General features: G+C 40.6%; 25 protein-coding genes. 23 read left to right on the plus strand and 2 right to left on the minus strand.

All coding sequences use genetic code 11. The annotated features are described in order from the left end of the window. Positions 1 to 113 precede the first annotated feature (113 nt). The 13 genes from LRA01S_RS05285 to LRA01S_RS05335 all read left to right on the plus strand — a co-directional run bounded on the left by LRA01S_RS05285 (position 114) and on the right by LRA01S_RS05335 (position 10,153). The gene (locus LRA01S_RS05285) at positions 114 to 1,166 is read left to right on the plus strand and encodes a phosphate/phosphite/phosphonate ABC transporter substrate-binding protein (RefSeq protein ID WP_061774572.1); all 1,053 of its coding nucleotides are present in this window, start codon (positions 114 to 116) and stop codon (positions 1,164 to 1,166) included. 153 nt (positions 1,167 to 1,319) lie between these two features. Next, positions 1,320 to 2,060: a phosphonate ABC transporter ATP-binding protein gene (gene phnC, locus LRA01S_RS05290; RefSeq protein WP_061774573.1), complete on the plus strand. Its 741-nt coding sequence runs from the start codon at positions 1,320 to 1,322 to the stop codon at positions 2,058 to 2,060. A gap of 1 nt (position 2,061) precedes the next feature. Then, positions 2,062 to 2,877 carry a phosphonate ABC transporter, permease protein PhnE gene (phnE, locus tag LRA01S_RS05295; RefSeq protein WP_061774574.1) on the plus strand — a complete coding sequence of 272 codons (816 nt, stop codon included), beginning with the start codon at positions 2,062 to 2,064 and terminating at the stop codon, positions 2,875 to 2,877. Positions 2,878 to 2,887: 10 nt separating this feature from the next. Continuing rightward, entirely contained in the window at positions 2,888 to 3,697 is an 810-nt protein-coding gene (gene phnE / locus LRA01S_RS05300; protein ID WP_061774575.1) for a phosphonate ABC transporter, permease protein PhnE, read from the plus strand. Positions 3,698 to 3,704: 7 nt separating this feature from the next. Beyond that, the gene (locus tag LRA01S_RS05305; protein WP_061774576.1) at positions 3,705 to 5,216 is read left to right on the plus strand and encodes a bifunctional metallophosphatase/5'-nucleotidase; all 1,512 of its coding nucleotides are present in this window, start codon (positions 3,705 to 3,707) and stop codon (positions 5,214 to 5,216) included. 481 nt (positions 5,217 to 5,697) lie between these two features. Further along, positions 5,698 to 5,967 (plus strand): hypothetical protein, encoded by a 270-nt coding sequence (locus tag LRA01S_RS05310; RefSeq protein ID WP_144259883.1) that lies wholly within the window; start codon positions 5,698 to 5,700, stop codon positions 5,965 to 5,967. Between the two features lie 607 nt (positions 5,968 to 6,574). Then, positions 6,575 to 6,922 carry a hypothetical protein gene (locus LRA01S_RS05315; RefSeq protein ID WP_061774578.1) on the plus strand — a complete coding sequence of 116 codons (348 nt, stop codon included), beginning with the start codon at positions 6,575 to 6,577 and terminating at the stop codon, positions 6,920 to 6,922. Positions 6,923 to 7,202: 280 nt separating this feature from the next. Continuing rightward, complete coding sequence (locus LRA01S_RS05320) at positions 7,203 to 7,472, plus strand: hypothetical protein (protein WP_061774579.1); 270 nt, start codon at positions 7,203 to 7,205, stop codon at positions 7,470 to 7,472. An 82-nt stretch (positions 7,473 to 7,554) separates the two neighbouring features. Further along, entirely contained in the window at positions 7,555 to 7,923 is a 369-nt protein-coding gene (locus tag LRA01S_RS05325) for a hypothetical protein (RefSeq protein ID WP_061774580.1), read from the plus strand. Then, positions 7,916 to 9,514 carry a lipase family protein gene (locus LRA01S_RS05330; protein ID WP_163604797.1) on the plus strand — a complete coding sequence of 533 codons (1,599 nt, stop codon included), beginning with the start codon at positions 7,916 to 7,918 and terminating at the stop codon, positions 9,512 to 9,514. The genes LRA01S_RS05325 and LRA01S_RS05330 overlap by 8 nt, the downstream gene beginning before the upstream one ends. A 4-nt stretch (positions 9,515 to 9,518) precedes the next feature. Beyond that, positions 9,519 to 9,692, plus strand: coding sequence for a hypothetical protein (locus LRA01S_RS10920; protein WP_156470221.1), 174 nt, complete (start codon positions 9,519 to 9,521; stop codon positions 9,690 to 9,692). Between the two features lie 9 nt (positions 9,693 to 9,701). Continuing rightward, positions 9,702 to 9,842, plus strand: a complete 141-nt coding sequence (locus LRA01S_RS10925; RefSeq protein WP_156470222.1) for a hypothetical protein — start codon at positions 9,702 to 9,704, stop codon at positions 9,840 to 9,842. Between the two features lie 11 nt (positions 9,843 to 9,853). Further along, a complete protein-coding gene (locus LRA01S_RS05335; RefSeq protein ID WP_061774582.1) occupies positions 9,854 to 10,153 on the plus strand; it encodes a hypothetical protein in 300 nt (99 codons plus the stop codon). Positions 10,154 to 10,302: 149 nt separating this feature from the next. On the opposite strand, the gene apf is transcribed toward LRA01S_RS05335, so the two are convergent. Continuing rightward, complete coding sequence (apf, locus tag LRA01S_RS05340) at positions 10,303 to 10,923, minus strand: aggregation-promoting factor (protein ID WP_061774583.1); 621 nt, start codon at positions 10,921 to 10,923, stop codon at positions 10,303 to 10,305. A 207-nt stretch (positions 10,924 to 11,130) separates the two neighbouring features. Between apf and LRA01S_RS05345 the strand changes: the two genes are divergently transcribed. The 10 genes from LRA01S_RS05345 to LRA01S_RS05385 all read left to right on the plus strand — a co-directional run bounded on the left by LRA01S_RS05345 (position 11,131) and on the right by LRA01S_RS05385 (position 24,151). Continuing rightward, positions 11,131 to 12,687, plus strand: a complete 1,557-nt coding sequence (locus LRA01S_RS05345) for a peptide chain release factor 3 (protein WP_061774584.1) — start codon at positions 11,131 to 11,133, stop codon at positions 12,685 to 12,687. A 584-nt stretch (positions 12,688 to 13,271) separates the two neighbouring features. Beyond that, entirely contained in the window at positions 13,272 to 14,831 is a 1,560-nt protein-coding gene (gene cshA, locus LRA01S_RS05350) for a degradosome RNA helicase CshA (protein ID WP_061774602.1), read from the plus strand. A 158-nt stretch (positions 14,832 to 14,989) separates the two neighbouring features. Continuing rightward, positions 14,990 to 15,889 (plus strand): GTPase Era, encoded by a 900-nt coding sequence (gene era / locus LRA01S_RS05355; RefSeq protein ID WP_061774585.1) that lies wholly within the window; start codon positions 14,990 to 14,992, stop codon positions 15,887 to 15,889. Between the two features lie 15 nt (positions 15,890 to 15,904). Further along, positions 15,905 to 17,533 (plus strand): putative polysaccharide biosynthesis protein, encoded by a 1,629-nt coding sequence (locus tag LRA01S_RS05360; RefSeq protein ID WP_061774586.1) that lies wholly within the window; start codon positions 15,905 to 15,907, stop codon positions 17,531 to 17,533. A gap of 20 nt (positions 17,534 to 17,553) precedes the next feature. Then, on the plus strand, positions 17,554 to 17,697 hold the full coding sequence (locus LRA01S_RS11055) for a hypothetical protein (protein WP_003138887.1): 144 nt from the start codon (positions 17,554 to 17,556) through the stop codon (positions 17,695 to 17,697). After that, positions 17,694 to 18,293, plus strand: coding sequence for an anaerobic ribonucleoside-triphosphate reductase activating protein (gene nrdG / locus LRA01S_RS05365; RefSeq protein WP_061774587.1), 600 nt, complete (start codon positions 17,694 to 17,696; stop codon positions 18,291 to 18,293). The genes LRA01S_RS11055 and nrdG overlap by 4 nt, the downstream gene beginning before the upstream one ends. A 155-nt stretch (positions 18,294 to 18,448) precedes the next feature. Beyond that, on the plus strand, positions 18,449 to 19,297 hold the full coding sequence (locus tag LRA01S_RS05370; RefSeq protein ID WP_061774588.1) for a VOC family protein: 849 nt from the start codon (positions 18,449 to 18,451) through the stop codon (positions 19,295 to 19,297). A gap of 114 nt (positions 19,298 to 19,411) precedes the next feature. Beyond that, on the plus strand, positions 19,412 to 20,443 hold the full coding sequence (locus LRA01S_RS05375) for a Gfo/Idh/MocA family oxidoreductase (RefSeq protein ID WP_061774589.1): 1,032 nt from the start codon (positions 19,412 to 19,414) through the stop codon (positions 20,441 to 20,443). Next, on the plus strand, positions 20,436 to 22,319 hold the full coding sequence (pepO, locus tag LRA01S_RS05380) for an endopeptidase PepO (protein WP_061774590.1): 1,884 nt from the start codon (positions 20,436 to 20,438) through the stop codon (positions 22,317 to 22,319). The genes LRA01S_RS05375 and pepO overlap by 8 nt, the downstream gene beginning before the upstream one ends. A gap of 179 nt (positions 22,320 to 22,498) precedes the next feature. Continuing rightward, on the plus strand, positions 22,499 to 24,151 hold the full coding sequence (locus LRA01S_RS05385; protein WP_061774591.1) for a phosphoenolpyruvate carboxykinase (ATP): 1,653 nt from the start codon (positions 22,499 to 22,501) through the stop codon (positions 24,149 to 24,151). Between the two features lie 76 nt (positions 24,152 to 24,227). Here the strand turns inward: LRA01S_RS05385 and LRA01S_RS05390 are convergent, their stop codons facing one another. Beyond that, positions 24,228 to 24,908, minus strand: coding sequence for an ABC transporter ATP-binding protein (locus LRA01S_RS05390; RefSeq protein WP_061774592.1), 681 nt, complete (start codon positions 24,906 to 24,908; stop codon positions 24,228 to 24,230). Positions 24,909 to 24,945: the final 37 nt, after the last annotated feature.

Consider the following 24,945-nt stretch of genomic DNA (forward strand, 5'->3'; position numbering starts at 1 on the left):
TCAAAAAAAGATACCAAAAAGGAAAAAGTATTATATAATAGACAGGTAGTCAAATATCACGGAATTGTCCCTGATCTTTAGGTTGCAAAAAATATTGAGGAGTATCCATTTTCATGAAAAAAGGATTGACACGTGGTCTCGTTACAGCAGGTGTTGCATTGTTTGCAGTTGCAGCATTGGCAGCTTGTGGGAGTAAAACTTCTGATAAAAAATCAGAAGATAAGACAATTGACGAATTGAAAATTTCGTTTGTCCCATCTAGAAACCCAGATGATATTGCCGTCGCAACAAAACCGATGGCATCACTGTTACAAGATGAGCTTAAAAAACAAGGCTATACCGTGAAGAAAGTTGACGTGACTGTCGGCACAAACTTCGAAGCAGTTGGTGAAGCCTTAGCTTCTGGTGCTGCTGATGTAGGTTACGGCGTTCCAGGTTCAACTTATGCTTTGTATAAAGACGACGTGAATGTTATCTTGACTGCGACACGTGCAGGTCTTAATAAAGACTCAAGTGACGCTAAAGATTGGAATGATGGTAAAGCGACTGAGCCAACGGATAAACAAGCGACAAGTTACCGTTCAATCTTAGTTACAGGTCCATCTGAGAAAGGTCAAGCCTTGGCTAAAAAAGTCAATGCTGGCGAAAAATTAACATGGAATGATTTAAAAGATGCCAACTGGGGACTTTCTTCAACAACCTCAGCAGCAGGATATGTTTATCCATCACTTTGGTTAAACGACAACTTCAAACACACCGTGACTGACTTAGCACATACCGTGACGATTGATTCTTATGGTTCAGGTTTGGCACGTCTTGCTTCAGGTCAAATCGATGTGTTGCCAATGTATGCGGATGCGCGTCGTGATTTCGCTGATGCCTGGACATCAACTTATGGACAAAAAGAGTCTATCTGGGCTGAAACAAACGTCATTGGTGTGACACCGGCAATTTATAACGATGGTATCTTGGTTTCAAAAGAATCTAAAATCATGACACCAGAGTTCCAAAAAGCCTTGAAAGCAGCAATTAAAGATATGGGTACGACTGAAGACGGTAAAAAAGTCCTTGCTGTCTACTCACATAAAGGATACAAAGATGCAAAAGAATCTGATTATAAATCAGAATTTGCGGCAGAAAAATTGTCGCAAAAAAACGCTAAATAAGCTAGACATTAGCGTGACTAACTAAAACGCGAAAAGCAAGCAGTCAGACAAGCGTTGACTGTTTGTTTTTCGTGTCTAGGACAGTTTCATCGCTTTGCTGATACTAGTAAAGCAGTCATCTTATCCACTTATAAGTAAGGAGCAATCAGCTAAATGATTAAGTTCGAAAATGTTTCAAAAGTTTATCCTAATGGTACTCGCGGTCTTGAAGATATCAATCTTGAAATTGAACAAGGCGAGTTTGTGGGCATCATCGGAACGTCTGGTGCTGGGAAGTCAACACTTATCCGCACCATTAATGCCCTGAACAATATTACGGCGGGAACACTCATCGTCAATGATACAGATGTTGCCAAATTAAAGGGCAAGGGTCTGCGTGAGTTCCGTAAACACGTCGGAATGATTTTTCAGTCTTACAACCTCGTTCCACGTGTTTCTGTTATCCGTAATGTCCTCAGCTCTCGTGTGCCTAATATGTCTTTTCTTAAAGTCTGTTTTGGTCTCTTTTCTAAAGAGGATAAACTCAAAGCCCTTGATGCCTTAAATCGTGTGGGGATCTTGGACAAGGCTTATATCCGTGCCGACCAACTCTCTGGTGGTCAACAACAACGGGTATCATTAGCGCGTGCGCTAGCTCAAGATGCTGACATTCTTTTGGCGGATGAGCCGGTTGCTGCACTTGATCCAGTCACAGCTCGTGAAGTGATGGATGATTTCAAACGGATTAATCAAGAGTTAAATAAAACAGTCTTGATCAATATCCACCATGTGGAGTTGGCGCTTGAATATACAGACCGCATTATCGCTGTGAAAAAAGGTAGAATTGTTTTTGATGGCCCATCTAGTAGCGTGACGCAAGAAATTTTAGATGATGTCTACAGAAAAGAGGCTTAGGATGTATGATAAAATTTTCAAGCCTAAGAAATTAGTCTTGGACTCGGGTGAGGTCGTCTATGAAAAAGCGACGCGTACACCGATCGTCTGGCTCATTTTTATTGCGCTATTGATTTTCTCGCTCAAATTCACGAATTTCCAGTTTTCAGCGCTCATCGAACGTGGCTCGAACTTCTTTGATATGTTGAAAAGAATGGTACCACCTGATACGGATTACTTGCTTAAGGTTATCAAACCCTTGCTTGATACGATAAAAATGAGTTTTATCGGGTCGATTCTCGGCAGTATCTTAGCTATTCCGTTTGCGATTTTGGCATCTAGCAACATCGTGCATAACATTTTGATTAACAAAATCGTGCGCGTGCTCTTTACTTTCTTGCGAACTTTGCCAACGCTTGTGACGGCTTTAATCGCCACTTATATTTTTGGTCTCGGTACTTTTGCAGGAACGCTTGCGATCTTCATCTTCTCGTTTTCTTACATGGGTAAACAAATGTTTGAAGTCATCGAAACGGTGGATATGGGTGCTTTTGAAGCCATGGAATCAATGGGGGCGACGAAGCTGAAAGCTTTCACTTTTGCCATTGCGCCACAAATCATGCCGATTTATCTGTCAACAACTCTTTTTAACTTTGAAGGGAACGTCAGATATGCCGCGATCTTGGGTTATGTTGGTGCCGGCGGTATCGGGATGATCTTAAACGATCGGGTCAATAACCGAGACTATACCAGTGTAGGCATGATCTTACTTGCCTTACTCGTGACTGTGATGACGATCGAGCTGGTAAGTCAAGTAATTCGTCGCAAGTTGACCTAAGGAGGATGACATGACAGATTTAATAAAAGAAAAATATGCACAAAGTCCTCGTCGTTGGCCTTATTACCTGGTGATTTTCGCTATTGTAGCGGGTATCTTCGTCTGGTCAATGACCGTGATGAACATGTCAGGGATGTCAGAAAAAGGCACTGAGATTGCAGGGAATATCTTCAAAGGGATTTTCCATCCAGACTTGAAATTTCTCTTTGCCCTTGATACATCAGGCGTCGGCTATCTCTTGCTCCAAACCATTGCCATTGCCATCTTAGGGACTTTAATTGGGGCGATTATCGCGGTGCCATTATCGTTTTTATCAGCAACCAATATGATGCCGGCTTGGGTTGCCTACGTGATTCGCTTTTTCATCATGGCTTTGCGGACAGTCCCACCTTTTGTTTACGGCTTGATGTTTATCCGCGTGACAGGTCCTGGGCCATCTGCGGGTGCTTTGACTTTAGGCCTTATGTCGATCGGGATGATTTCTAAACTCTTCATCGAAACCATTGAGGACTTGGATCAAGGGATCTTGGAGTCAATGGAAGCAGCAGGTGCGACAACCTTCCAAAAAATTCGTTTTGGCGTTATGCCTCAGCTCATGCCTGATTTCTTGTCTATCTTGCTCTATCGTTTGGATATGAATTTGCGGGATGCTAGTATTTTAGGTCTTGTTGGGGCGGGCGGTATCGGTGCGCCGATGATTTTTGCCATGAGTGCCTATAAGTGGCCACAGGTTGGCTCTATCTTGATTGGTCTCTTTATCTTAATCCTTGTGATTGAGCAAATTTCTGATCAAATTCGGTCTTATTTGTTGAAAGGATAATCTTTTCATGAAAAAAATGAAGATTTATTATACCAGTGATGTGCATGGCTATCTCTACCCGACCGATTACCTCTCAAATGAGGCGCAAGGCATGGGGCTCATGCAGGCCATCACTGACTTTGATAAGGATGAAAATACCCTTGTGATTGACGGTGGTGATATTTTCCAAGGTTCACCGTTTATCAATTATTTTCAAAATCAAAAACGGTCTGACAATGGTATCGCTAAAGTCATGAATGCCGGTGGCTATGATGTCATTACACTAGGCAATCACGACTTTAACTACGGTTTTGATTTTCTAAAAGAAAATCTCTCAAATCTAGATGCCCAAGTCACAGCAGTCAATGTCTTAGACAAGTCTGGTGCGCAACTCTTTCCAGCTCAGATAAAGACACTGGGCAATGGCTTGAAAATTGGCTTGATTGGTGCCGTCACGGACTATGTTAATATCTGGGAAAATCCTGAAAATATCGCAGATATCCAAATTACACCAGTTTTTCCAGCCATGAAAGCTGAGCTTGAGCGCTTGAAACCTCAAGTGGACTTTGTGGTTGGGATTTATCACGGTGGCTTTGAGTCTGACCTGGCAACAGGTGAACGTTTGTCTGATACTGGTGAAAATGTCGGCTATCAACTTTTAGAAGAATTGGACTTTGACCTCCTTTTGACTGGCCATCAGCACGCGACAATCGAGGGACAATCTGTCCACGGGACTTATACCTTACAGCCACCCAACATGGCACGCAAATACTTCGAGATTGCCGTTAATTTTGACGATAATCTACAACCGAGCATCACAAGTGAGCTGAAAACGCCAGGGATTAATCAATCTCCTGACTTGAAAGCAGCTTTGGACGACCTCCAGACTGAGGTTAATCGTTATCTGGATAGACCTATCGTTCATCTCGATACCGAAGTTGCGGCGCAAAGTCACCTAGACTTGGCGCAAACCAGCAACGCTATCCTCGCACTCACCGCACATGTTCAAAGACTTGCGACAGGGGCTGATATTTCAATCGTTAGTATGAATAACAATACCTTGTATTTGCCGCAAGATGTGAAAGTCCGGGATATTCTGAGAAATTATCCTTATGACAATACCCTCTTTTTGATGAAAGTTACAGGTCAGCAACTCAAGCAAAATCTTGAGAAGACAGCCGAGTACTTTGCCTTGGATGCGGGAGAAATCGTCATCAATCCTAAGTGGTTGGTGCCGAAAACCGAGCACTATAATTACGATTTCTATTACGGTCTGGGCTATACACTTGATGTGTCACAGCTAGTCGGCAGTCGTGTGCGCGAGCTGACTTATCAAGGTCAGCCAGTTCAAGACACGGATGTCCTGAGTGTTGCACTGAATAACTATCGAGCAGTCGGTGGTGGTGAGTACAATGCTTATAAAGCAGCAGAAGTCGTTCAAGATACAGGTTTGACGATTCAAGACTTGATGATTGCCTATTTGGAGAAAACAGGGCAATTGCAAGTTGATGAACAGTTGAAGTTTAAAGTTATAGACTAAAAAAAGTTGAGTGCGAACTCAGCTTTTTTTTGTGAAAGCAATTAATTGTTTTGCTTCTGGACATCATTCTTATCTCACTATTTAAATAAGAAAAAATGGAAACGTTTTCTATAAAATGTTATAATATTAAAAAACAGGTTGGTAAATTAGGAGATTTTTCTGATAATTATAAAAAAGGAAGCTCCGGATAATGTGATTTTGAATGGCTTAACAGACAACTCTATTTGCTTTTTATAAAAATTAAAGTAAGGAATTAATTGAGGATATGAGATGAATCACAAAAAATATCGATTTTGGTCGTAACCCTTTTAACATTTGAAAGAATAGGGGAAAATGTATGAAAAAAAGATTAATGATAATAACTGCTATGGGATTTGTTGTTTTCTTGATATTTGGCACAGTATAGGGACAGAAAAATCCTACACCTACGTTGAATTTGTATGAAAAGCGAATTGCTTATTTAAAGGAGCACGAACAAGAAATGACAGATTATGTCAAATCTGAAAATCCGAAAGTTGAAAACGTTCAATGGGATTGGGATAGTGTGGAAATTGAAACAATTCAACCTGATGCAGGAGGAATTCCGACAGGAGATAAGTATCAATCATTAGATATTGAAGGTGGTTTTAATAATATTACAGACTCAAATTTTGTATTAAGTTTTGGTTTTGATAATAAAACTTTATATCCCAATATGAAACACAAATCAATAACTCAGCCTTTAAGAATAGGTGGTAATTTATATGAGTGACTTATCTAACTTTAACAATATCTATGCAGACTTGGCTGAGAGTGCTTATAATAATCGTCCTAATAGTTTTCCTTATGACAAGTTGAAAAAAATCAGAAAAAGGTTTTAGATTCTGATGAAACACTTCAATTTAATTATTCGAATGATTTTACAGATCCCAATACAGGGTTAGTTGAAACTCAAGGTGACACTAACCCTCCAAACGATGGCATCATCTATCTCCAACCCGACCCAACATTAAAAGTCACAGATAAAACAATTACCCATCGACTTCTTAAAGCGAATGGTGGTTATGACACTCAAACTTATATCACTGGAGAGAAACAAAAAGGCTTACTAACAGATTCCGAGGCTGGTTTTAACTCGTATTTTGTGACAGACATACCTAGCTTAAATAAAGATACCAAGCAAACCTATCTGACTATTCGTGGGAGTGATAAGGCAAGTATTGCCATGCTAAATGATTTGGGAGGTAATAATGTTTATTTTCTATATAAGTCTAAAAACATAAAATTAATTAGATAAGGAATATAATATGAAACATAAAAAATTAGTGGTTGGAATAACCATAACTATCTTAGCATCGGGGATAATAGGAGGCATTCTCATGACACAAATGAAAACACCGTTTGATATTTTTTTAATTAAAGATTATACCAAACCAACAAAAGATGAACAAATCGATTATTTAAAAAAACACGAGCAAGAAATGATAGATTTTGTCAAAACTCAAAATCCAAAAGTTGAAAGCGTAAAGTTTGATTGGGATAGTATCCAAACTGGCGTAACTGGGAACGGAACACTGCAGGGTGCTGGGGATTATTTATTATTATTTGGTTATGTGAATAATGATAAAGATAAAGATTTTAGAATGGATCTTGATGTTGATGATACAGGTTTACCTGAAATAAGTAGTATGACATTAGGACAAGTAATACAAAATTTGGGAGAATAAAATGAGTAATCTAGACAATTTTAATAATATTTACGCAAATTTAGCCGAGAGCGCATATAATGGTAAACGTCCCAATAACTTTCCCTATGATCAATTGACTTCATATCAAAAGAAAGACTTAGAGTCAGGATAATCAGTAAAATTTGATTTTTCTCAAAATGCTACCGTAAAGATTGGCAAAGATAAAGATGGTAAAGCAATCTATGAAACTACCCAAGGCGGAGTTAACCTTCCAAACGATGGTAAGGTCTATCTCCAACCCGATCTCGTAGATAAAACAATGAGTATCCAAGCCCCTAAAGTGAACGGTGGTTATGAAACTCAAACTTATCCAACTGGCGGGAAAGAACAAGGTATGCTGACAGATGCCAAGGCAGGGTTTAACTCGTATTTTGTGACAGATACACCTAGCTTAAATAAAGATACCAAGCAAACCTATCTGACTATTCGTGGGAGTGATAAGGTAAGTATTGATACGCTAAACGATTTGGGAGGTAATAATGTTTATTTTCTATATAATATGTCTAAAAACATAAAATTAATTAGATAAGGAATATAATATGAAACATAAAAAATTAGTGGTTGGAATAAGCATAACTATCTTAGCATCGGGGATAATAGGAGGCATTATCATGACACAAATGAAAACACCATTTGATATTTTTTTAATCAAAGATTTTACTAAACCAACAAAAGATGAACAAATCAATTATTTAAAAAAATACGAACAAAAAATGACAGATTATGTCAAATCTGAAAACTCGAAAGTTGAAAGCGTGCAATGGGATTGGGATAGTTTAGACGTAGGTGTGGCAGGTAATGGAACGCCACAAGGAGCTGGAATTTATTTAGATATATCAGGAAAATTCAATGATATTGAAGAGTCAAAATTAACCATGACTTGGCAACTAAAAGATGAAAAATCTTTTCCTAAGATAAGTGCGATGTATCTTACTGATGTAAGTGTAGTAAAAAATGGAGGTTGGGTTGACTATGAGTAATCTAAGCAATTTTAATAATATGTATGCAAATTTAGCCGAATCAGCATATAATAAACGACCACTTAATTTTCCACAATATCAAAAAAACTCAATATGGAAAAAAATTGACTACTCCCAAGATACCCTCTACAAGACTAATAGCGGAGAAGCCAGTTTCACAAAAGGCGGGACCAATCTTCCAAACGATGGCATCGTCTATCTCCAACCCGATCTCGTAGATAAAACAATGAGTATCCAAGTTCCTAAAGCGAACGGTGGCTATGAAACTCAAACGTATCCAACTGGTGGGAAAGAACAAGGTATGCTGACAGATACACCTAGCTTAAATAAAGATACCAAGCAAACCTATCTGACTATTCGTGGGAGTGATAAGGCAAGCATCGCCACGCTAAACGACTGGATAGGAAACGATGCCAACTTCGCTCTGACCAATTCCTATATCCCACAAGCCAAACTTGCCAATCAAGTTTTGGTATCAAAAATCAAAGCGTTAAACGAACAAGCGCCGAATGCCAAGCTTAATGTCACTGGTCATTCACTCGGTACGATGGTCGCAGTACAAGCAGTCGCAAAACTTTATCATGATGATCCAAAAGCATTTGAGACGATAGGGGAAGTGGTACTGTTTGATGGAGCAGATGTGACACAGAGCTTAAAAAATATGGGGATGACAGATAAAGAAATCAAAGCACCTGGTAAAAAGGTTACCTACTATGTAAATCCATTTGACCTTGTAAGTATGTTGAATCGGACAACGCCTTATGAAGAGCAGTTTGGTACAGTACATGTCATTGTACCACTAAATTTTAATACGACTTTTGAAACCAAAAATAGTAGTCATGATTTTGGTGAATTTCAGATAAATGCTCAAGGCCTGCCGATGGTCGCGACGAAAGATTTTCACCCAGAAATGTTAGAAGCTGGGACTAATTTGGCAAAGCTAATTCAAAATACTTTCATCAAAGCAGAAGGAATGCTTGGGGTAATTTCAGCAGAAACCATAATTGCAGCACTTTCAAAAGGTATTACCGGTTTGATTGAACTTGGTCTGCCAACTGATCAAGCTAAGGCTATCTATAATCAGTTTGATGAAGACTATAAAAAGATTATCAAAAAAGCTAAGAAAGCAGCCGAGAAATGGAATAAAAAACATATGCCTGAGTATCAAGATCGAATTCGTTCAGCGACTGGTGTTCAAAAAATAGCACTTCGAGCAGAGCTATTACAAATGGTTGCACAGAATGCTGTCATGAAGTCTGAAGATTTTACGAAAGATGTCAACGAAAAGTTAACATCTGCCAAAGAAAAAGTTCAAAAAGGAATCAATGATGGGCACCAAGCTGTGAATAATGTGATCCAGTATTTAGAGTATTGGGAAGTGAATAATCTATTATCAGAGTTTAATCTGTCAAATTTTTGGGATGTTGGTATTGAAGAAGGGACGAACAAGGCAGCTCAAAAGTATCAAACAGAAATAGAACAATTTTCTGCAACTCTGCTGAAAATCGCCCAAAACATTCAAGAAGTGGATGCACAGGGTGCTACGGGATTTAGCAACTTGATGAATGAGACAAAAGTGAACTGGAGGTAGGAAAATGTTATATGAAAATACGCTAGGAAATCCGTTTGTAGATATTAATTTTATGAATAATCAATTTACAGAAACAATGAAGGCGCAAGAGCGGATTACCATTAAAGCCATCCTTGAGGCAAAGAGAGTAGAAATAACAGCTCAAGGCATGAGCTTATCTCAAAGCCTAAGTGAATAGAAAACTGAGATGACTGATTTTGCGGGTCAAACCATTGTCTCTAATTTTAAAGAGGGATTATCGGGTCAATCTGCGGTCGCAGCAGAAGAAAGTTTGAAGACAAGTAAATTTAAACCAGAGTTAAAAAGTCCAGTAAAGGCTGGTGTATAGAGGAAATGATGATGGATAATTACGAACGCCAACAAATTGAGGATGCGCATGATGATAATGTACGTTTATTCAATGAAGCAGAGGGAATCATAAACGATTATCGTAGAGAGGTGAACCAAAAAACAAGTCAGTTAGTTGATTATGTTTATAGTTTTTATCAAAATTTACCTGGTGGCGCACCGAGGGATTTAAGCTTTCAGTTTGAACAAGAATTTAATGAGTATGATAGCATCTTGAAAATGAAAGAAGAAGAACTTGAAGAAGCTCGTGATGAAGAACGGCGAGACTTTAATCGAAAGATGGGATGGTAACAAAATAGTATCAATTCATTGAGTTGATACTAATAATTAAAAATTTTAACGAATGATAATTCGTTAAAGTTTTTTTGAATCCAAAAGCTCACTGTAGCATCAAAAAAAGCGCTCCTCGAACGCTTTGATCAAATTTATTGAGTTACAGCTTAATACCAACCATTGGCAAGGTGGAACTGCCAAGCAGCTTCCCATGAACCGTAACGGCCAGCGACATAAGCGTCGGCAACACGTTCTTGGTTAGCAGGTGAGAAGTCACCACCAAGATACGAAGACGTCAGTTGGTAACGACCATAATATTGCCCGTTTTGCGCCGTGTAAGAACCACCGGATTCAGTCATGGCGATTGCCTCTTTGGCAGAGTTTGCGGTAAAACCGTTGTTGGTCGCAATGCTCGCTGTAGGCTGTGCAACGGCTGCGACTGGCGCAACAGCAGGTGAGCTAGGCGCTGCACTTGGTTTAGCGGGTGCTTTGCTGTCAGCCTTAGTGTTTGTGTCGAATTTGAGTTCTTCACCGACATAAATCAGGCTGATATTGTCTATTTTATTAGCTGTTGCAATCGTTTGTACATGTGCTTGGTCATGATAGAATTGATCTGAAATGCTTGATAGGGTATCACCAGATTGAACGGTGTAAGTGACTTGATCAGCGCTAGCTGTTTGGCTTGTCACGAATAAGCCACTAGTAAAGAGTATACCAGCTAAAAGTGCCATTGTTTTAAGTGACAGTTTTGCTGTTGTGTTGTTTGTGTTACTGTTATAAGTTTTCATGTTCTTTATTCTATCAGATAAATTTATCCCTAATATGAAAGATGCGTGAACTTTTAATGACGAATATGACAATTTATTACAAAAGGACTTTTATAAATATGCTATAATAGGAGTAACTGAGTCAAAATATGAGGTAACTACTATTATGTAAACTAGAATCCAAGCTAGGCATGACAAGAGTTGATACAAACACTTAAAGGAAGAACAATGACATTAGAAACAGATATAAAACGTAGACGGACCTTCGCCATCATCAGTCACCCAGATGCTGGTAAAACGACAATTACTGAGCAATTGCTCTATTTTGGTGGTGAAATCCGTGAAGCGGGAACCGTTAAAGGGAAGAAAACCGGCCATTTTGCTAAATCCGACTGGATGGATATCGAGAAACAACGTGGGATTTCGGTGACCTCATCAGTGATGCAATTTGACTATGCCGGTAAACGTGTCAATATCCTAGATACACCTGGGCATGAGGACTTCTCAGAAGATACTTACCGGACTTTGATGGCTGTCGATGCTGCAGTTATGGTTATTGATAGCGCTAAGGGGATTGAAGCACAGACCAAGAAACTTTTCCAAGTTGTCAAACAACGTGGCATTCCAGTCTTTACTTTCATCAATAAACTTGACCGTGATGGTCGTGAGCCACTTGATTTGCTGGCGGAGTTGGAAGATGTCTTGGGCATTCTCTCAACGCCGATGAACTGGCCAATCGGGATGGGTAAAAACTTTGAAGGTCTCTATGACATGCACAACAAACGTTTGGAACTCTACAAAGGGGACACGCGTTACGTTGACTTTGAGCAAGGTGATCAAGTTTTTGCCTTAAATCCTTTCTACCAACAAGCTAAAGATGATATTGAGTTGATGACGGAAGCTGGCAATCCTTTTGATGCTGAAGCGGTTCTTGCTGGTGATTTGACCCCTGTCTTCTTCGGCTCAGCCTTGACGAATTTCGGGGTGCAGACTTTCCTAGATTCATTTTTAGACTACGCACCAGAGCCGCAAGGGCACAAAACCACAACTGATGAGGTGGTGTCACCTACGACTCCCGAGTTTTCAGGTTTCGTCTTTAAAATCCAAGCCAACATGGACCCGCGTCACCGTGACCGCATCGCTTTTGTTCGGATTATTTCGGGTGAATTTGAGCGTGGGATGTCGGTGAAGCTAGCGCGTACTGGTAAGGCTGTGAAGCTTAGTAACGTGACCCAGTTTATGGCGGAGGCCCGTGAGAATGTGGAAAATGCTGTGGCTGGTGATATTATCGGGGTTTATGATACGGGCACTTACCAGGTTGGCGATACGTTGACAACAGGGCAGCTTAAAGTGGAATTTGAGCCACTACCAACTTTTACGCCGGAACTTTTCATGAAAGTTGCAGCGAAAAACGTCATGAAGCAAAAATCTTTCCATAAAGGGATTGAGCAGTTGGTGCAAGAGGGCGCGATTCAGCTCTATAAAAATTACCAGACTGGCGAGTACATGCTGGGTGCTGTTGGTCAGCTTCAGTTTGAAGTCTTCCAACACCGCATGGTAGGTGAGTACAATGCCGAAGTGGTTATGACGCCGATGGGCAAAAAGACAGTGCGCTGGATTAAGCCAGAAGATTTGGATGAGCGCATGTCTAGCTCGCGTAATATTTTAGCTAAAGATCGTTTTGACAATCCTTTGTTCTTATTTGAAAATCAATTTGCAGAACGTTGGTTTGCGGACAAATATCCGGATGTTGTCTTGAGTGATACGCCGTTTGTTGAGAGATAATATAGTAAGTACTTGAAATTCCGATGCTTGTGTGTCGGGATTTTTTTACGCGATCGTAAATCGTGTCGAAAAATACCAATTTCGTATTCTTTCAGAGAAACAATGCGAAATTGGTAAAAAATCGTTGATTTCGCAGAACCGTGATTACCATTGGATTAGGTTAGAAAAAAGTAATCTTTCCAGTTAAATTTCTTGTCAGTTTGATAGAATAAAAAATCGCATTTATCGTGAAAACGTATTCTTAAATGCTTCCCTATCATTTACCCTAAAATTGTGCTATACTGATTAAGTTGTCCAATTGGGGCAACCGTCACCCAATGGAGTATTTGGATTGATAGACAACTTTGATAAAATCAACCTTGTTTGAATTTAGACTAATAAAGTCTAGAGTTATCTATTGTATTTAGCGTTTTGAGCTTGTTTGCTTAGAATGCAGACAAGTTTTTATATATTGATAGGTCGTGAGATGTCTAATTTTAGGACATCGATTAGCAGCCTATCGAAGATGTGGCACACTAGCATCTTCTCACAGAAAACTAGAAAAAATAACCGAAAACTCCACTTCTATATGAATGGAGAAACACTTGAAATTTACAGAACTCGGATTGTCAGAAGACATCCTATCAGCCATCGTTAAAGCTGGCTACGAAACACCAACACCGATTCAAGAACAAACAATCATGCTCGCCCTTGATGGCAAAGACGTGATTGGTCAAGCCCAAACAGGTACTGGTAAAACAGCTGCTTTTGGTCTACCAACCTTGAACAAAATCGACGTTAACGGTGGTTTACAAGCAATTGTTATTGCACCGACACGTGAATTAGCAGTACAATCGCAAGAAGAACTTTTCCGCTTCGGTCGCGATAAAGGCATCAAAGTCCGTTCAGTCTTTGGTGGTGCAAGCATCGACAAGCAAATCAAAGCACTTAAATCTGGTGCACATGTTGTTGTCGGCACACCAGGTCGTATGGTTGACTTGATCAAACGTCGTGCCTTGCAACTTGGCGACATCGAAACATTGATCCTTGATGAAGCAGACGAAATGTTGAACATGGGCTTCATCGATGACCTTGAGTTTATCATCAAAGCAACACCTGCTGAGCGCCAAACTCTCTTGTTCTCAGCAACAATGCCTGACGCCATCAAGAAAATCGGCGTGAAATTCATGAAAGAACCACAACACGTCAAAATCGTTTCGAAAGAAATGACGTCTGACCTAATCGATCAATACTATGTTAAAACAAAAGAATTCGAGAAATTCGATGTCTTGACACGTTTGATTGATGTGCAAAAACCTGAATTGGCAATCGTCTTTGGTCGGACTAAACGTCGTGTTGACGAAATCACACGTGGTTTGAAATTACTCGGCTATCGTGCTGAAGGTATCCATGGCGACTTGGCTCAACAAAAACGTTTGGCTGTCTTGCGCGATTTCAAAAATGATAACCTTGACGTTTTAGTCGCAACTGACGTTGCAGCACGTGGTTTGGATATCTCTGGCGTAACTCATGTTTATAACTACGATATCACACAAGACCAAGAATCATATGTTCACCGTATCGGCCGTACTGGTCGTGCTGGTAAATCTGGTTTGTCAATCACTTTCGTGTCTAACAACGAAATGGGCTACTTACGTGCCATTGAGCGTTTGACTAAGAAAGAAATGAAAGGCATGAAGCCACCAACACGCGAAGAAGCTTACCAAGCTAGCCTCGCTGTTGCTTTCGACGAAATCAAACGTGATTTGACTGATCCAAAAATCTCAGCTAAATTAGATAAATTTGATCAAGATGCTGAAAACTTACTTGCTGAATACGATGTGAAACTTTTAGTTTCACTCTTGTTGCAAGCCAAAGTTAATGATCCTGATACACGTCCTAAAGTAGAAATCGCTGCTGAAAAACCACTACCATTTAACGGTGAAGGTGGTAAAGGCGGCGGTCGTGGCGGCAATCGTGGCGGTGGCCGCGGACGTAACGATCGTCGTGGTGGCGGTGGTTATAACCGTGACAAACGTGGTGGTGGTCGCGACCGTGATGATCGCAACAAAAAAGATTACTACAAAAAAGATAAACAAAAAGTTCACCCTAAAGCGACTGAAAAGAAACCTGGTTTCGTGATTCGTAATAAAGGCGACAAATAAGACGAGAGTAAATGACTCCCGTCACAAAACTGAAAAGTCGGCAACGGCTTTTTATGTTATAATAAAATAAGTCTGTTCAATCTTGGATAGGCGTAAAAGACACCTGCAGTCGTTGACAGAATATATGTCAAGATTACCTCAAAACAGAAAGAAAAAATATGACCTTTAAATCAGGATTTGTTTCAATTATCGGCCGACCAAATGTCGGGAAATCAACCTTGCTTAACCACGTGATGGGGCAAAAAATTGCCATCATGAGTGACAAAGCGCAGACGACACGTAATAAAATCCAAGGGATTTATACAACAGAAAACGAGCAAATCGTTTTCATCGACACGCCTGGAATTCATAAACCCCACAACGCTTTGGGCGATTATATGGTTGAGTCTGCCTATTCAACTTTACGTGAAGTGGATACGGTTTTATTCATGGTGCCAGCTGATGAGGCGCGTGGTAAGGGCGACAATATGATTATTGAGCGCTTGAAAAAAGCCAATGTCCCTGTGATTTTGGTTGTTAATAAAATCGATAAAGTCCATCCAGATCAGTTATTAGCACAAATCGATGATTTCCGCACACAAATGGATTTCAAAGAAGTCGTGCCGATTTCTGCCCTTGAAGGTAACAATACAGAAAAACTCCTTGAGATTCTGAAAAGTAATCTCGAAGAAGGCTTTAAATACTTCCCAGATGACATGATTACAGATCACCCAGAACGTTTTCTGGTAGGTGAGATGATCCGTGAAAAAGTCTTGATTTTGACACGTGAAGAAGTCCCACATTCAATCGCTGTAACGGTTGATTCGATGAAACGTGATGAAGACACAGGAAAAATCCATATCATGGCGACGATTTACGTTGAACGTAAGAGCCAAAAAGGGATCATTCTTGGTAAAGGTGGTGATATGATCCGTAAGGTTGGTAAGATGGCCCGCCGTGATATCGAAGTCATGTTAGGCGATAAAGTTTACCTAGAAACTTGGGTCAAAATTAAAGCTAACTGGCGTGATAAAAAAATTGATATCCAAGCAATGGGTTATCGTAAAGATGATTTTTAAGGGTGACTGTCTAAAATGGAAAATGCAGAGTTTATAGAAGAAGAAATTTCTAGCTCACAAAATCAGCAGAATAAAATGCTGGCGGGTACTTTTTGGATGACGGCAGGTGATTTCCTGTCGAAAATTTTGGGTGCTGTCTATATCATCCCTTGGTATGCGTGGATGGGCAGTCATGGTGACCAGGCCAATGCACTGTTTTCCATGGGCTACAATGTCTACGCCCTCTTTCTTTTGATTTCGACGGCTGGTATTCCAGTCGCCATTTCCCGGGAAGTGGCCAAATATAATGCGCTCGGTGATCGCAACATGTCCTACCGTTTGGTTCGCCAAATGTTGGTTTTCATGGTCATCTTGGGAGCTGTTTTTGCAGGGGTTATGTACTTGCTTGCGCCATTTTTTGCGGCGCTTTCGGGTGGTGGTAAGGATCTGATTCCGGTCATGAAATCCCTGTCTCTAGCTGTTCTTGTTTTTCCGGCCATGTCGGTGATTCGAGGCTATTTCCAAGGGCTGAGCAATATGAAACCCTACGCTCTTAGTCAGCTTTTTGAGCAAATTGTGCGCGTGATCTGGATGTTAGTCACAGCTTTTATGATCATGAAACTTGGCTCAGGCGACTGGGTGGCGGCGGTGACACAGTCAACGACTGCCGCTTTTATCGGGATGATCGCAAGTTCTGTTGTATTGATTTTAGCCTTGATGAAACAGGGCGATATTGCTAACATTGCTAATCCTGGACCGTCCAAACATCAGATTAATGCGGTGAATCTCCTCACGCAAACCTTGACGCAGGCCATTCCCTTCATCGTGATTGGCTCTGCGATTCAGATTTTCAAACTGATCGACCAAACGACTTTCCCACATGTCATGCGGATGGTTGCCAACTATACCGATGCACAATTGGCGATTTTCTTCTCATACTTTTCTGCTAATACAGATAAGTTGACCATGGTCTTGATTGGTGTGGCAACGACTCTGGGTGGGGTTGGGATTCCCGTCATCACCTCATCTTATGTCAAGGGTGATAAAAAAGAGACGGCGCATGTGATCAGCTATAACCTCCAGTTATTTGCTGTCTTCATGTTGCCAGCTGTTGTGGGGATGAGTATTCTGGCGCGTGAAATCTATACGATCTTCTACGTGTCACCAAGCCAACTCCAGCTCAATTTGTTTGTCTTTGCCTTTCTACAGAGTTTCCTTCTTGCAAGCTATGCCTTGTTATCACCGATGCTTCAAGCCTTGCGCCATAGTCGCATTGCGATGCGGTACTTTGCCTTGACGCTAGTGATCAAGTTAGTGCTTCAGGTACCGGCGATCTTGCTTTACGAGGCTTACGGACCGATGATTGCGACGACCATTGCCTTTGGTATCGGGATCTACCTCTTCTTGCGCAAAGTCCAGCAAGTCTCTGAGTTTTCGATCAAAGTGACCTTCCGTGGCTTCTTGGGTATCGCCACAATGACCTTAATTATGGCCATCATTGTGAGCCTGGCCAAATGGTTACTGCCGAACCATGTCCTGCTGAAAACTGTCGTAGCGGGAGGCTTTGGGTTCGCTGCTTACTTAGTTATGGCAGCGAAACTAGGCTATTTAGAAAAATTATTTGGTGCAAAAGGCACATCCCTTCGCCGGAAATTGCATATTTAAAGTTTATATAGAGGTGAAAAATGGGTAAATACCAATTAGATAATAAGGGACAACAAAGTGTCCAAAAGTTCCACGAAAAAAATATCGGAAAATCCGATAAACAACTGAAACTTGAAGCGATTAAAGCGCAGTATCTCAACAAAAAGAAATCAGGCAAAAAATGAACAATCCCAAACCACAAGAATGGCGTGCTGAAGATTTATCTCAGGGTTATATCGCAGATTATAAACCGCTCAATTTCGTTGACGGTGAGGGTGTGAGAAATAGCCTCTATGTGAGTGGCTGTCCTTTTCATTGTGAAGGTTGCTATAATGAAGCAACTTGGAACTTTAGGTTCGGCGTACCTTATACGCTTGAACTAGAAGAGCGGATCATGGCAGATATGGCACTGTCTTACGTACAAGGTTTGACCTTGTTAGGTGGCGAGCCATTCCTTAACACTGGCACGGTTTTACCGCTTGTGAAAAGAATCAAGTCTGAGCTGCCTGGCAAGGATATCTGGTCATGGACTGGCTATACATGGGATGAGCTCATGTTAGAGACGCCAGATAAACTCGAGTTGTTAGCCAATATTGACATCTTAGTTGATGGCCGTTTTGACCTCTCTAAGAAAAATCTCTTGCTACAATTCCGCGGCTCAAGCAATCAGCGGATTATTGATGTTCAAAAATCTCTGAAAGCAGGAAAAGTTGTCATCTGGGAGAAACTCAATGATGGTGAACAAATCGTGGAACAGTTTCATAAAGAAAAATTAATCTAAAGTGCTACGGCACTTTTTTTGATTGGCATAAAATTTCAAAAATCTGAGTTGCTTTGCTTGTTTATATTTATAAATATCGTTATAATAACTTTATGTTTACATTTGTAAACTATAGATGATATCATCCATTGTTATTATTATAGAAAGAGAACATCATGTATTCCTATCAATCCAAAGTCCGCTTAGGCGCAGTTACTCTAAATGTGAGTAATTTAGAACTTGAAATTCAGTATTATCAAAAAGTCTTAGGACTGGATATTATAAGTCAAACGAGCACAGACGCTATCTTGGGCGTTGTGTCAACTCAGACAGAATTGGTCCGCTTAAAGCAAGTGCCGGCTAATCTATCAAAAACTTTTGGCCTGTATCATATCGCCATACTTGTACCAAAGCGTTCGGATCTAGGTGATTTTCTCAATCACTTAATTCAAAACAAAGTCCCAATTATTGGTGGTGCTGACCACGGCTATAGTGAGGCCATCTACTTAGAGGATCCAGAAGGAAATGGGATAGAAGTTTATCAGGATAACCATGAAACAGTCTGGGATAAACAAGGGGATCAAATCATTGCCATCACCGAAGAACTTGACGTTGCGGGGATTCTAGCAGATGCGACTGGTCAATCGAGTGACTTTCACATACCAGCTCAAACGAAAATGGGTCATATTCATTTGAGTGTGAAGTCAGTCGCTGAGACATCTCATTTTTATCAAGTCCTATTTGGTATGATTGAAAAATTTGCAGTGCCCTCTGGTAGTTGGATTGCTTCTGGTGATTACCATCATCATTTTGCTTTCAATAGTTGGGAAGGCACAAATCTAGCCAATCATCTAGATAATACGCCGGGATTATTTGGTTTCACAGTCTATGTTGCGACTTCAGATGATCTAGCAAGGATCAAAGTAAAAGCTGACGAATTAGGACGGCTGCAATCTTACACAGATCACAGTCTTGTAATCGAAGATCTTTCTAACAACCAAATTTTGGTCAAGCTAGAAGCCTAGATAGAGTCGTTAATGCTAAAACGTTTTCATGCTTAAGTCGTGCGGTTTGAAATGTGTGTGGCTTAGCAATTTTTAAGACCTGCTTTTGCTTGATGAGTGTGTTAAAATATAGACATGAAAAAAATGAAAATTGCCTATGTTGGTTTTGGCAAATCAACCAACCGTTATCACATTCCTTACTTGCAAACACGCGACAATTTTGAGATTGTCCGAATCGTGACGCCAACCTTAATGAAAAATCCTGAGGCGCAGCTTGCTTTAGAAGCAACTGGTACGCTTTTTTCGACAGACATTCAGGATATTATCCAAGACAAGACCATTGATCTGGTTGTTGTCGTAACACCTGCTAAATCTCATTTTGCCTTGGCTAAACAATTATTACAGGCGGGTAAAAACGTCTTACTAGACAAGCCTGCTGTTGAAAAATTGACTGAAATGCAAGAGTTAGTAGCGCTTGCCCAGGATGCCAATCTCTTTTTCATGCCTTTTCAAAATCGCCGTTTTGACAGTGACTTTTTGACGGTTAAAAAAATGTTAGAAACTGGTTATCTGGGGCGCGTGATCGACATTCAGGTACACATGGATCATTTCCGACCTGATGACACAACCGTCACTGGATCGAACTTCGATGGTGCTTTCTACGGTCATGGTGTCCACTTGGTGGACCAAATGGTCAGTCTATTTGGTAGTCCTGAAAAGGTGCAGTACGATATTAGAAGTACCCGCCAACCTTTGAGCACACTCGACGACCATTTTGCCGTGGACTTGTTTTATCCCGATAACTTGAAAGCTAGCGTGCATGCGACAGAGTCAGCGCTTGTGCCTTATCCAAAATGGCTGATACAAGGTACCAAAGGTACTTTCATCAAGCAAGATGTTGACCAGCAGGAAAATGATCTGAAAGCTGGCATTATGCCAGGCACAGTAGGATTTGGTGAGGATAGCCCGCAAGCCTACGGTCATCTGACTTATCTCAACCAAAACGGTGACCGAATCGAGAAATATATCCCATCAGAGATGGGGGATTACGGTCGAATTTATGATGCAGCTTACGAAACTGTGATCAATGGTGCAGAAAAACTGATAACGGATGCGCAGATGTTGCGCGTGATTGAAATTTTAGAAGGTGGTTTTGAGAATGGTTAGAATTCAGGATGATTTATTTGAAGCAGTCAACGCCGAGTGGTTAGCGAAAACAGAAATCCCATCAGATCGCCCACGAATTGCAGCCTTTGATGAACTTGTCATTAGTAATGAACAAACCTTGATGCACGATTTTGCGACGATTTATGAATTTGATGAACCTGTCATGACTGAATTTGCAAAATTCTATAAAAAAGCAGGCGATTTTATCGAACGTTTCGAGTTTGGGACAGAGCCTGTTAAACCAGAGTTAGAAAAAATTTCAGCTATTTCAGATTTTGAAACTTTAACTAGCAAATTTGCGGACTTGATTTTAAACTCTCAAGTGCCAGTACCTTTTGGTTTGTCAGTTGACACAGATATGAAAGATGCTGTGCATTATGCCATGACTTTCTCTGGTGCTGGCTTGATTTTGCCTGATACAACGTACTATGCGGATGAACATCCACGTAAGGCTGAGTTGCTTGATTTTTATAGGACGAATACTGTAGAAATTTTGCGTGAGTTTGGCTTTTCAGCAGAAGCAGCACAGCAACAAGTGGAGAACACAGTCAAATTTGATGCTATTTTAGCCCAGTACGTCAATACATCAGAAGAATGGGCCAAGTATGCTGAGCTCTATAATCCTGTTGTCATCAGTGATTTCACGTCGCACATCAAGTCTGTACCATTTGCCCAAATCATCGAAGCGCTGATCGGCAAGTTACCTGAAAAAATTGTTGTGTATGAAAAACGTTTCTATGAAAACTTTGATCAAATCGTTAATGTGGCTAATTTTGAGCTGATTAAGTCATGGATGTTGGTCAAATTACTGAGAGGTTCAACCCAGTACTTGTCTGATGATATGCGGATTTTGGGAAGTGACTTTTCACGCAAATTATCAGGGACTTCTGAAGCGCGTAGCCAAGAAAAACATGCTTTTGATTTGGCAACTGGTCAGTTTTCGCAAGCTGTTGGTTTATATTATGGTCACAAATATTTTGGTGAAGCAGCCAAGGCAGATGTGCAACGGATGACCTCTGAGATGATCAAAGTTTACCAAGAACGTTTGGATAAAAATACTTGGTTGAGTCGTGCGACGATTGATAAAGCCATCAAGAAATTGGATGCCATGACGGTCTTTATCGGTTTCCCTGATAAATTACCAGAAATTTATCAGCAATTTACTGTCTCTCATGACAGTCTTTATAGTAATATTGCGCGATTTGATGTCGCACGTAGTCACAAACACTATGACAAATTCAACGAAGATGTCGATAAGACTGAGTGGCACATGCCAGCACACATGGTCAATGCTTACTTTAGCCCAGATAGCAACACCATCGTCTTTCCTGCAGCCATTTTGCAAAAGCCCTTTTACTCAGCGACAGAGCAAACGCCTAGTCAAAATTACGGCGGCATCGGTGCGGTAATCGCTCACGAAATTTCTCATGCCTTTGATAATAATGGTGCCCTCTTTGACGAATTCGGCAATATGAATAACTGGTGGACGGATGAAGATTTCAAAGCCTTCGAAGCCAAGCAAGAGCTGATGATTGCCGAGTTTGACGGCCTAGAAATCGCAGGCGGCAAGGTCAATGGCAAGCTGGTCGTTTCAGAAAATATCGCCGATGCCGGCGGATTGACAGCAGCCATGACCGCAGCGCTCAGAGAACCTGACGCAGATCTGAAAGCCTTTTTCACCCAGTGGGGAGAAATCTGGCGCCTCAAAGCTTCAGAAGAATACCAACAAATGTTGCTGTCAATGGATGTCCATGCCCCAGGTAAACTCCGTGCCAATGTGCAAGCGAGTAACTTAGATGAATTCTTTGCAACTTTTGATATTCAAGAAGGTGACGGTATGTGGCGTGCTGAAGCAGAACGCGTTAAAATCTGGTAATTTCTAGTTAAAATCTTGTCTACTTTCTATTCTTAAATGAGATATGGCGTGGCAAGGTTTTTTATTTATCAAAAATGCAAGGGATAAAAAGATTTACAAATTTTTTGAAAATTTCGATAAAAGGCGTATAATAAAAACATGAACATGTGATTAGGATAAGGTATCAAGGAGGATATCAGATGACATCTATCGAAAAATATAAAATCGAGGACATTCGAAAAAAGAATCCCTTGTTTTCGGCGATTAGAGCAACGGTCGAAACAGCTTTTTATGCCAATAATGTCGAAAAAATTGAGACAGTCGCGGAGGCCTATGCCTTAGCTAAGGAAACAAGGGGTACCATCGTCACTGATTTACCGATTCATGAGCCAAAAGTCCATGGATTCCCAGAAAACAGCAAAGTACTTGTCTTTAACGACGGTGAAGTCGTCGGGCGCACCTCAGCTGCTAGAAAAATCATCGGTCAACCAGGTGTGGATACTGCTTATTTTGCACGTCTGGTTCGTGAAGCTGTGTTCGGTATCAGTCAGAAAAAAGTTTATACAACTGAAGTTTACGTCGGCCTGGATCCTGAGTTCATGCTTAAAAGTCACCTCTTGTTACCCACAGCTTATGCCAATACCATCTTAAATTATTTACTTAATTTCCAACGGTTAACGAAAGATTACCAAAAGATGTATACCCATTCTAAATCCTATCAGACAGGGGATTTATACATATTCGGCGATCCAGACTGGCAGCAGCCAGATTATCCTAATGGTTTAGCCCTCTTTGATCCCAAGCATAATGTTGCTGTGATTTTAGGCCTACGGTATTTCGGCGAGTATAAGAAGGCGACCTTAACACTGGCTTGGGCAACGGCACATGATCATAATTATATTGCCTGTCATGGAGGAATGAAACAATACACCTTAAGCGATGGTAAAAAATACACCATGGCAGCCTTTGGTTTATCAGGTTCCGGAAAATCAACGATCACCCTAGCTAAAAATGATAGTAAGTATCACGTCACCGTCCTGCATGATGACGCCTTTATCATCAATCACCAAGATGGGTCAACTACAGCCTTGGAACCTGCATATTTCGACAAAACGCAGGACTATCCCATGACCAGTGAAATGGTCAAATATTTCCTAACCTGTCAAAATGTTGGGGTTACTTTAGATGAAGCTGGTAGGAAAGTTCTTGTCACAGAAGATATTCGCAATGGAAATGGTCGAACAGTCAAGTCTAAACTAGTCACACCTAATCGTGTGGACCATATCCAAGAAAAGATCAATGCTGTCTACTGGATCATGCAGGACGAAAGTTTACCGCCGGTTGTAAAAGTTAGTGAACCCAATCTGGCATCTATTTTTGGTTTGACCTTGGCGACCAAGCGTTCTACCGCAGAAAATATAGTTGGGGATATTGATGTCAATGAGATCGTCATCGAACCTTTCGCCAATCCATTTCGCTCTTACGCCTTAGGTGAGGATTTTACTGCCTTCAAAAAATTATTTGAGGATAAGGCCATTGATTGCTACATCCTCAATACCGGTTATTTCAATGGTGCTAAAGTTAAACCACATCATACATTAGGTGCTATCGAAGCAATTATTGATGGCATTGGTAGTTTCGTGCCTTTTGGTCCAATCGAAGGTTTGTCTTATCTGCCAATTAAGCATCTCAATCCTGATTTTGAACACGAAGGTTATGTTGCGTCGCTAAAAGCGAGTATGACAGAACGTCTACGTTTCATCGAAGCTAAAAAACTAGAAATGAATGCCTATCATGCTCTGCCACTAGGCACAGAAGATGCTGTTAAAAAAATCTTAGCTGCGCTTGGTTAGACTGTTCGATTTCGATTTAACATGCAAAAACTCTCAAGAGAAAGATTGATCTCTTGAGAGTTTTTGGAGTTGGCGTTTATTTCGTTTGGCTTAACTTTTTAACTCGTTTATGAAAGACCTTATCTTTCAATTCATAGGTTACATCACTTTTCTTGGCGATATCATTGTCATGAGTGACCAAAATGACGATTTTCTTTTGATCATGGGCGATTTTTTCAAATAGATTGATGATATCACGTCCTGTTTCTTCATCCAGATTTCCTGTTGGCTCGTCAGCAACGATGATATCAGCGCCAGTCACCATGGCACGGACGACAGCTACACGTTGTTGTTGACCGCCGGATAACTGTCCAACTTTTTTATGTTGTAAGTCTTCAGTAATCCCAACAGACTTAAGACTTTCTGTAATGAATGCGCGCTTATTTTCTTTTTTCTCACCACTAATTTCAAGTGCGCTGCTGACATTTTGATAGGCAGTCATATAAGTAAAGAGGTTATAGGCTTGGAAAACAATGGCAAGATGATGCTTTCTAAATCGGGTTAAACCGATTTGGTTCAAGCTTTTATCCTGGTAAAAGATCTCGCCTTCTTTTGCTGAATCTAAGCCTGAGATGAGCGATAGAAAAGTTGTTTTCCCACTCCCACTTTTACCTAGAATGGCATACATGTTGCCTGCTTCAAATTGTAAATTAACGTTTTCAAATAGGGTATCTACCTTATCTTGATACCAAAAACCAAGTTTTTTTGTTTCTAACATTTATCTTCCTCCGGTGATTCATCTCTTGCTAAATGCT

The organism is Pseudolactococcus raffinolactis NBRC 100932, from assembly GCF_001591765.1.
GTDB lineage: Bacteria > Bacillota > Bacilli > Lactobacillales > Streptococcaceae > Pseudolactococcus > Pseudolactococcus raffinolactis.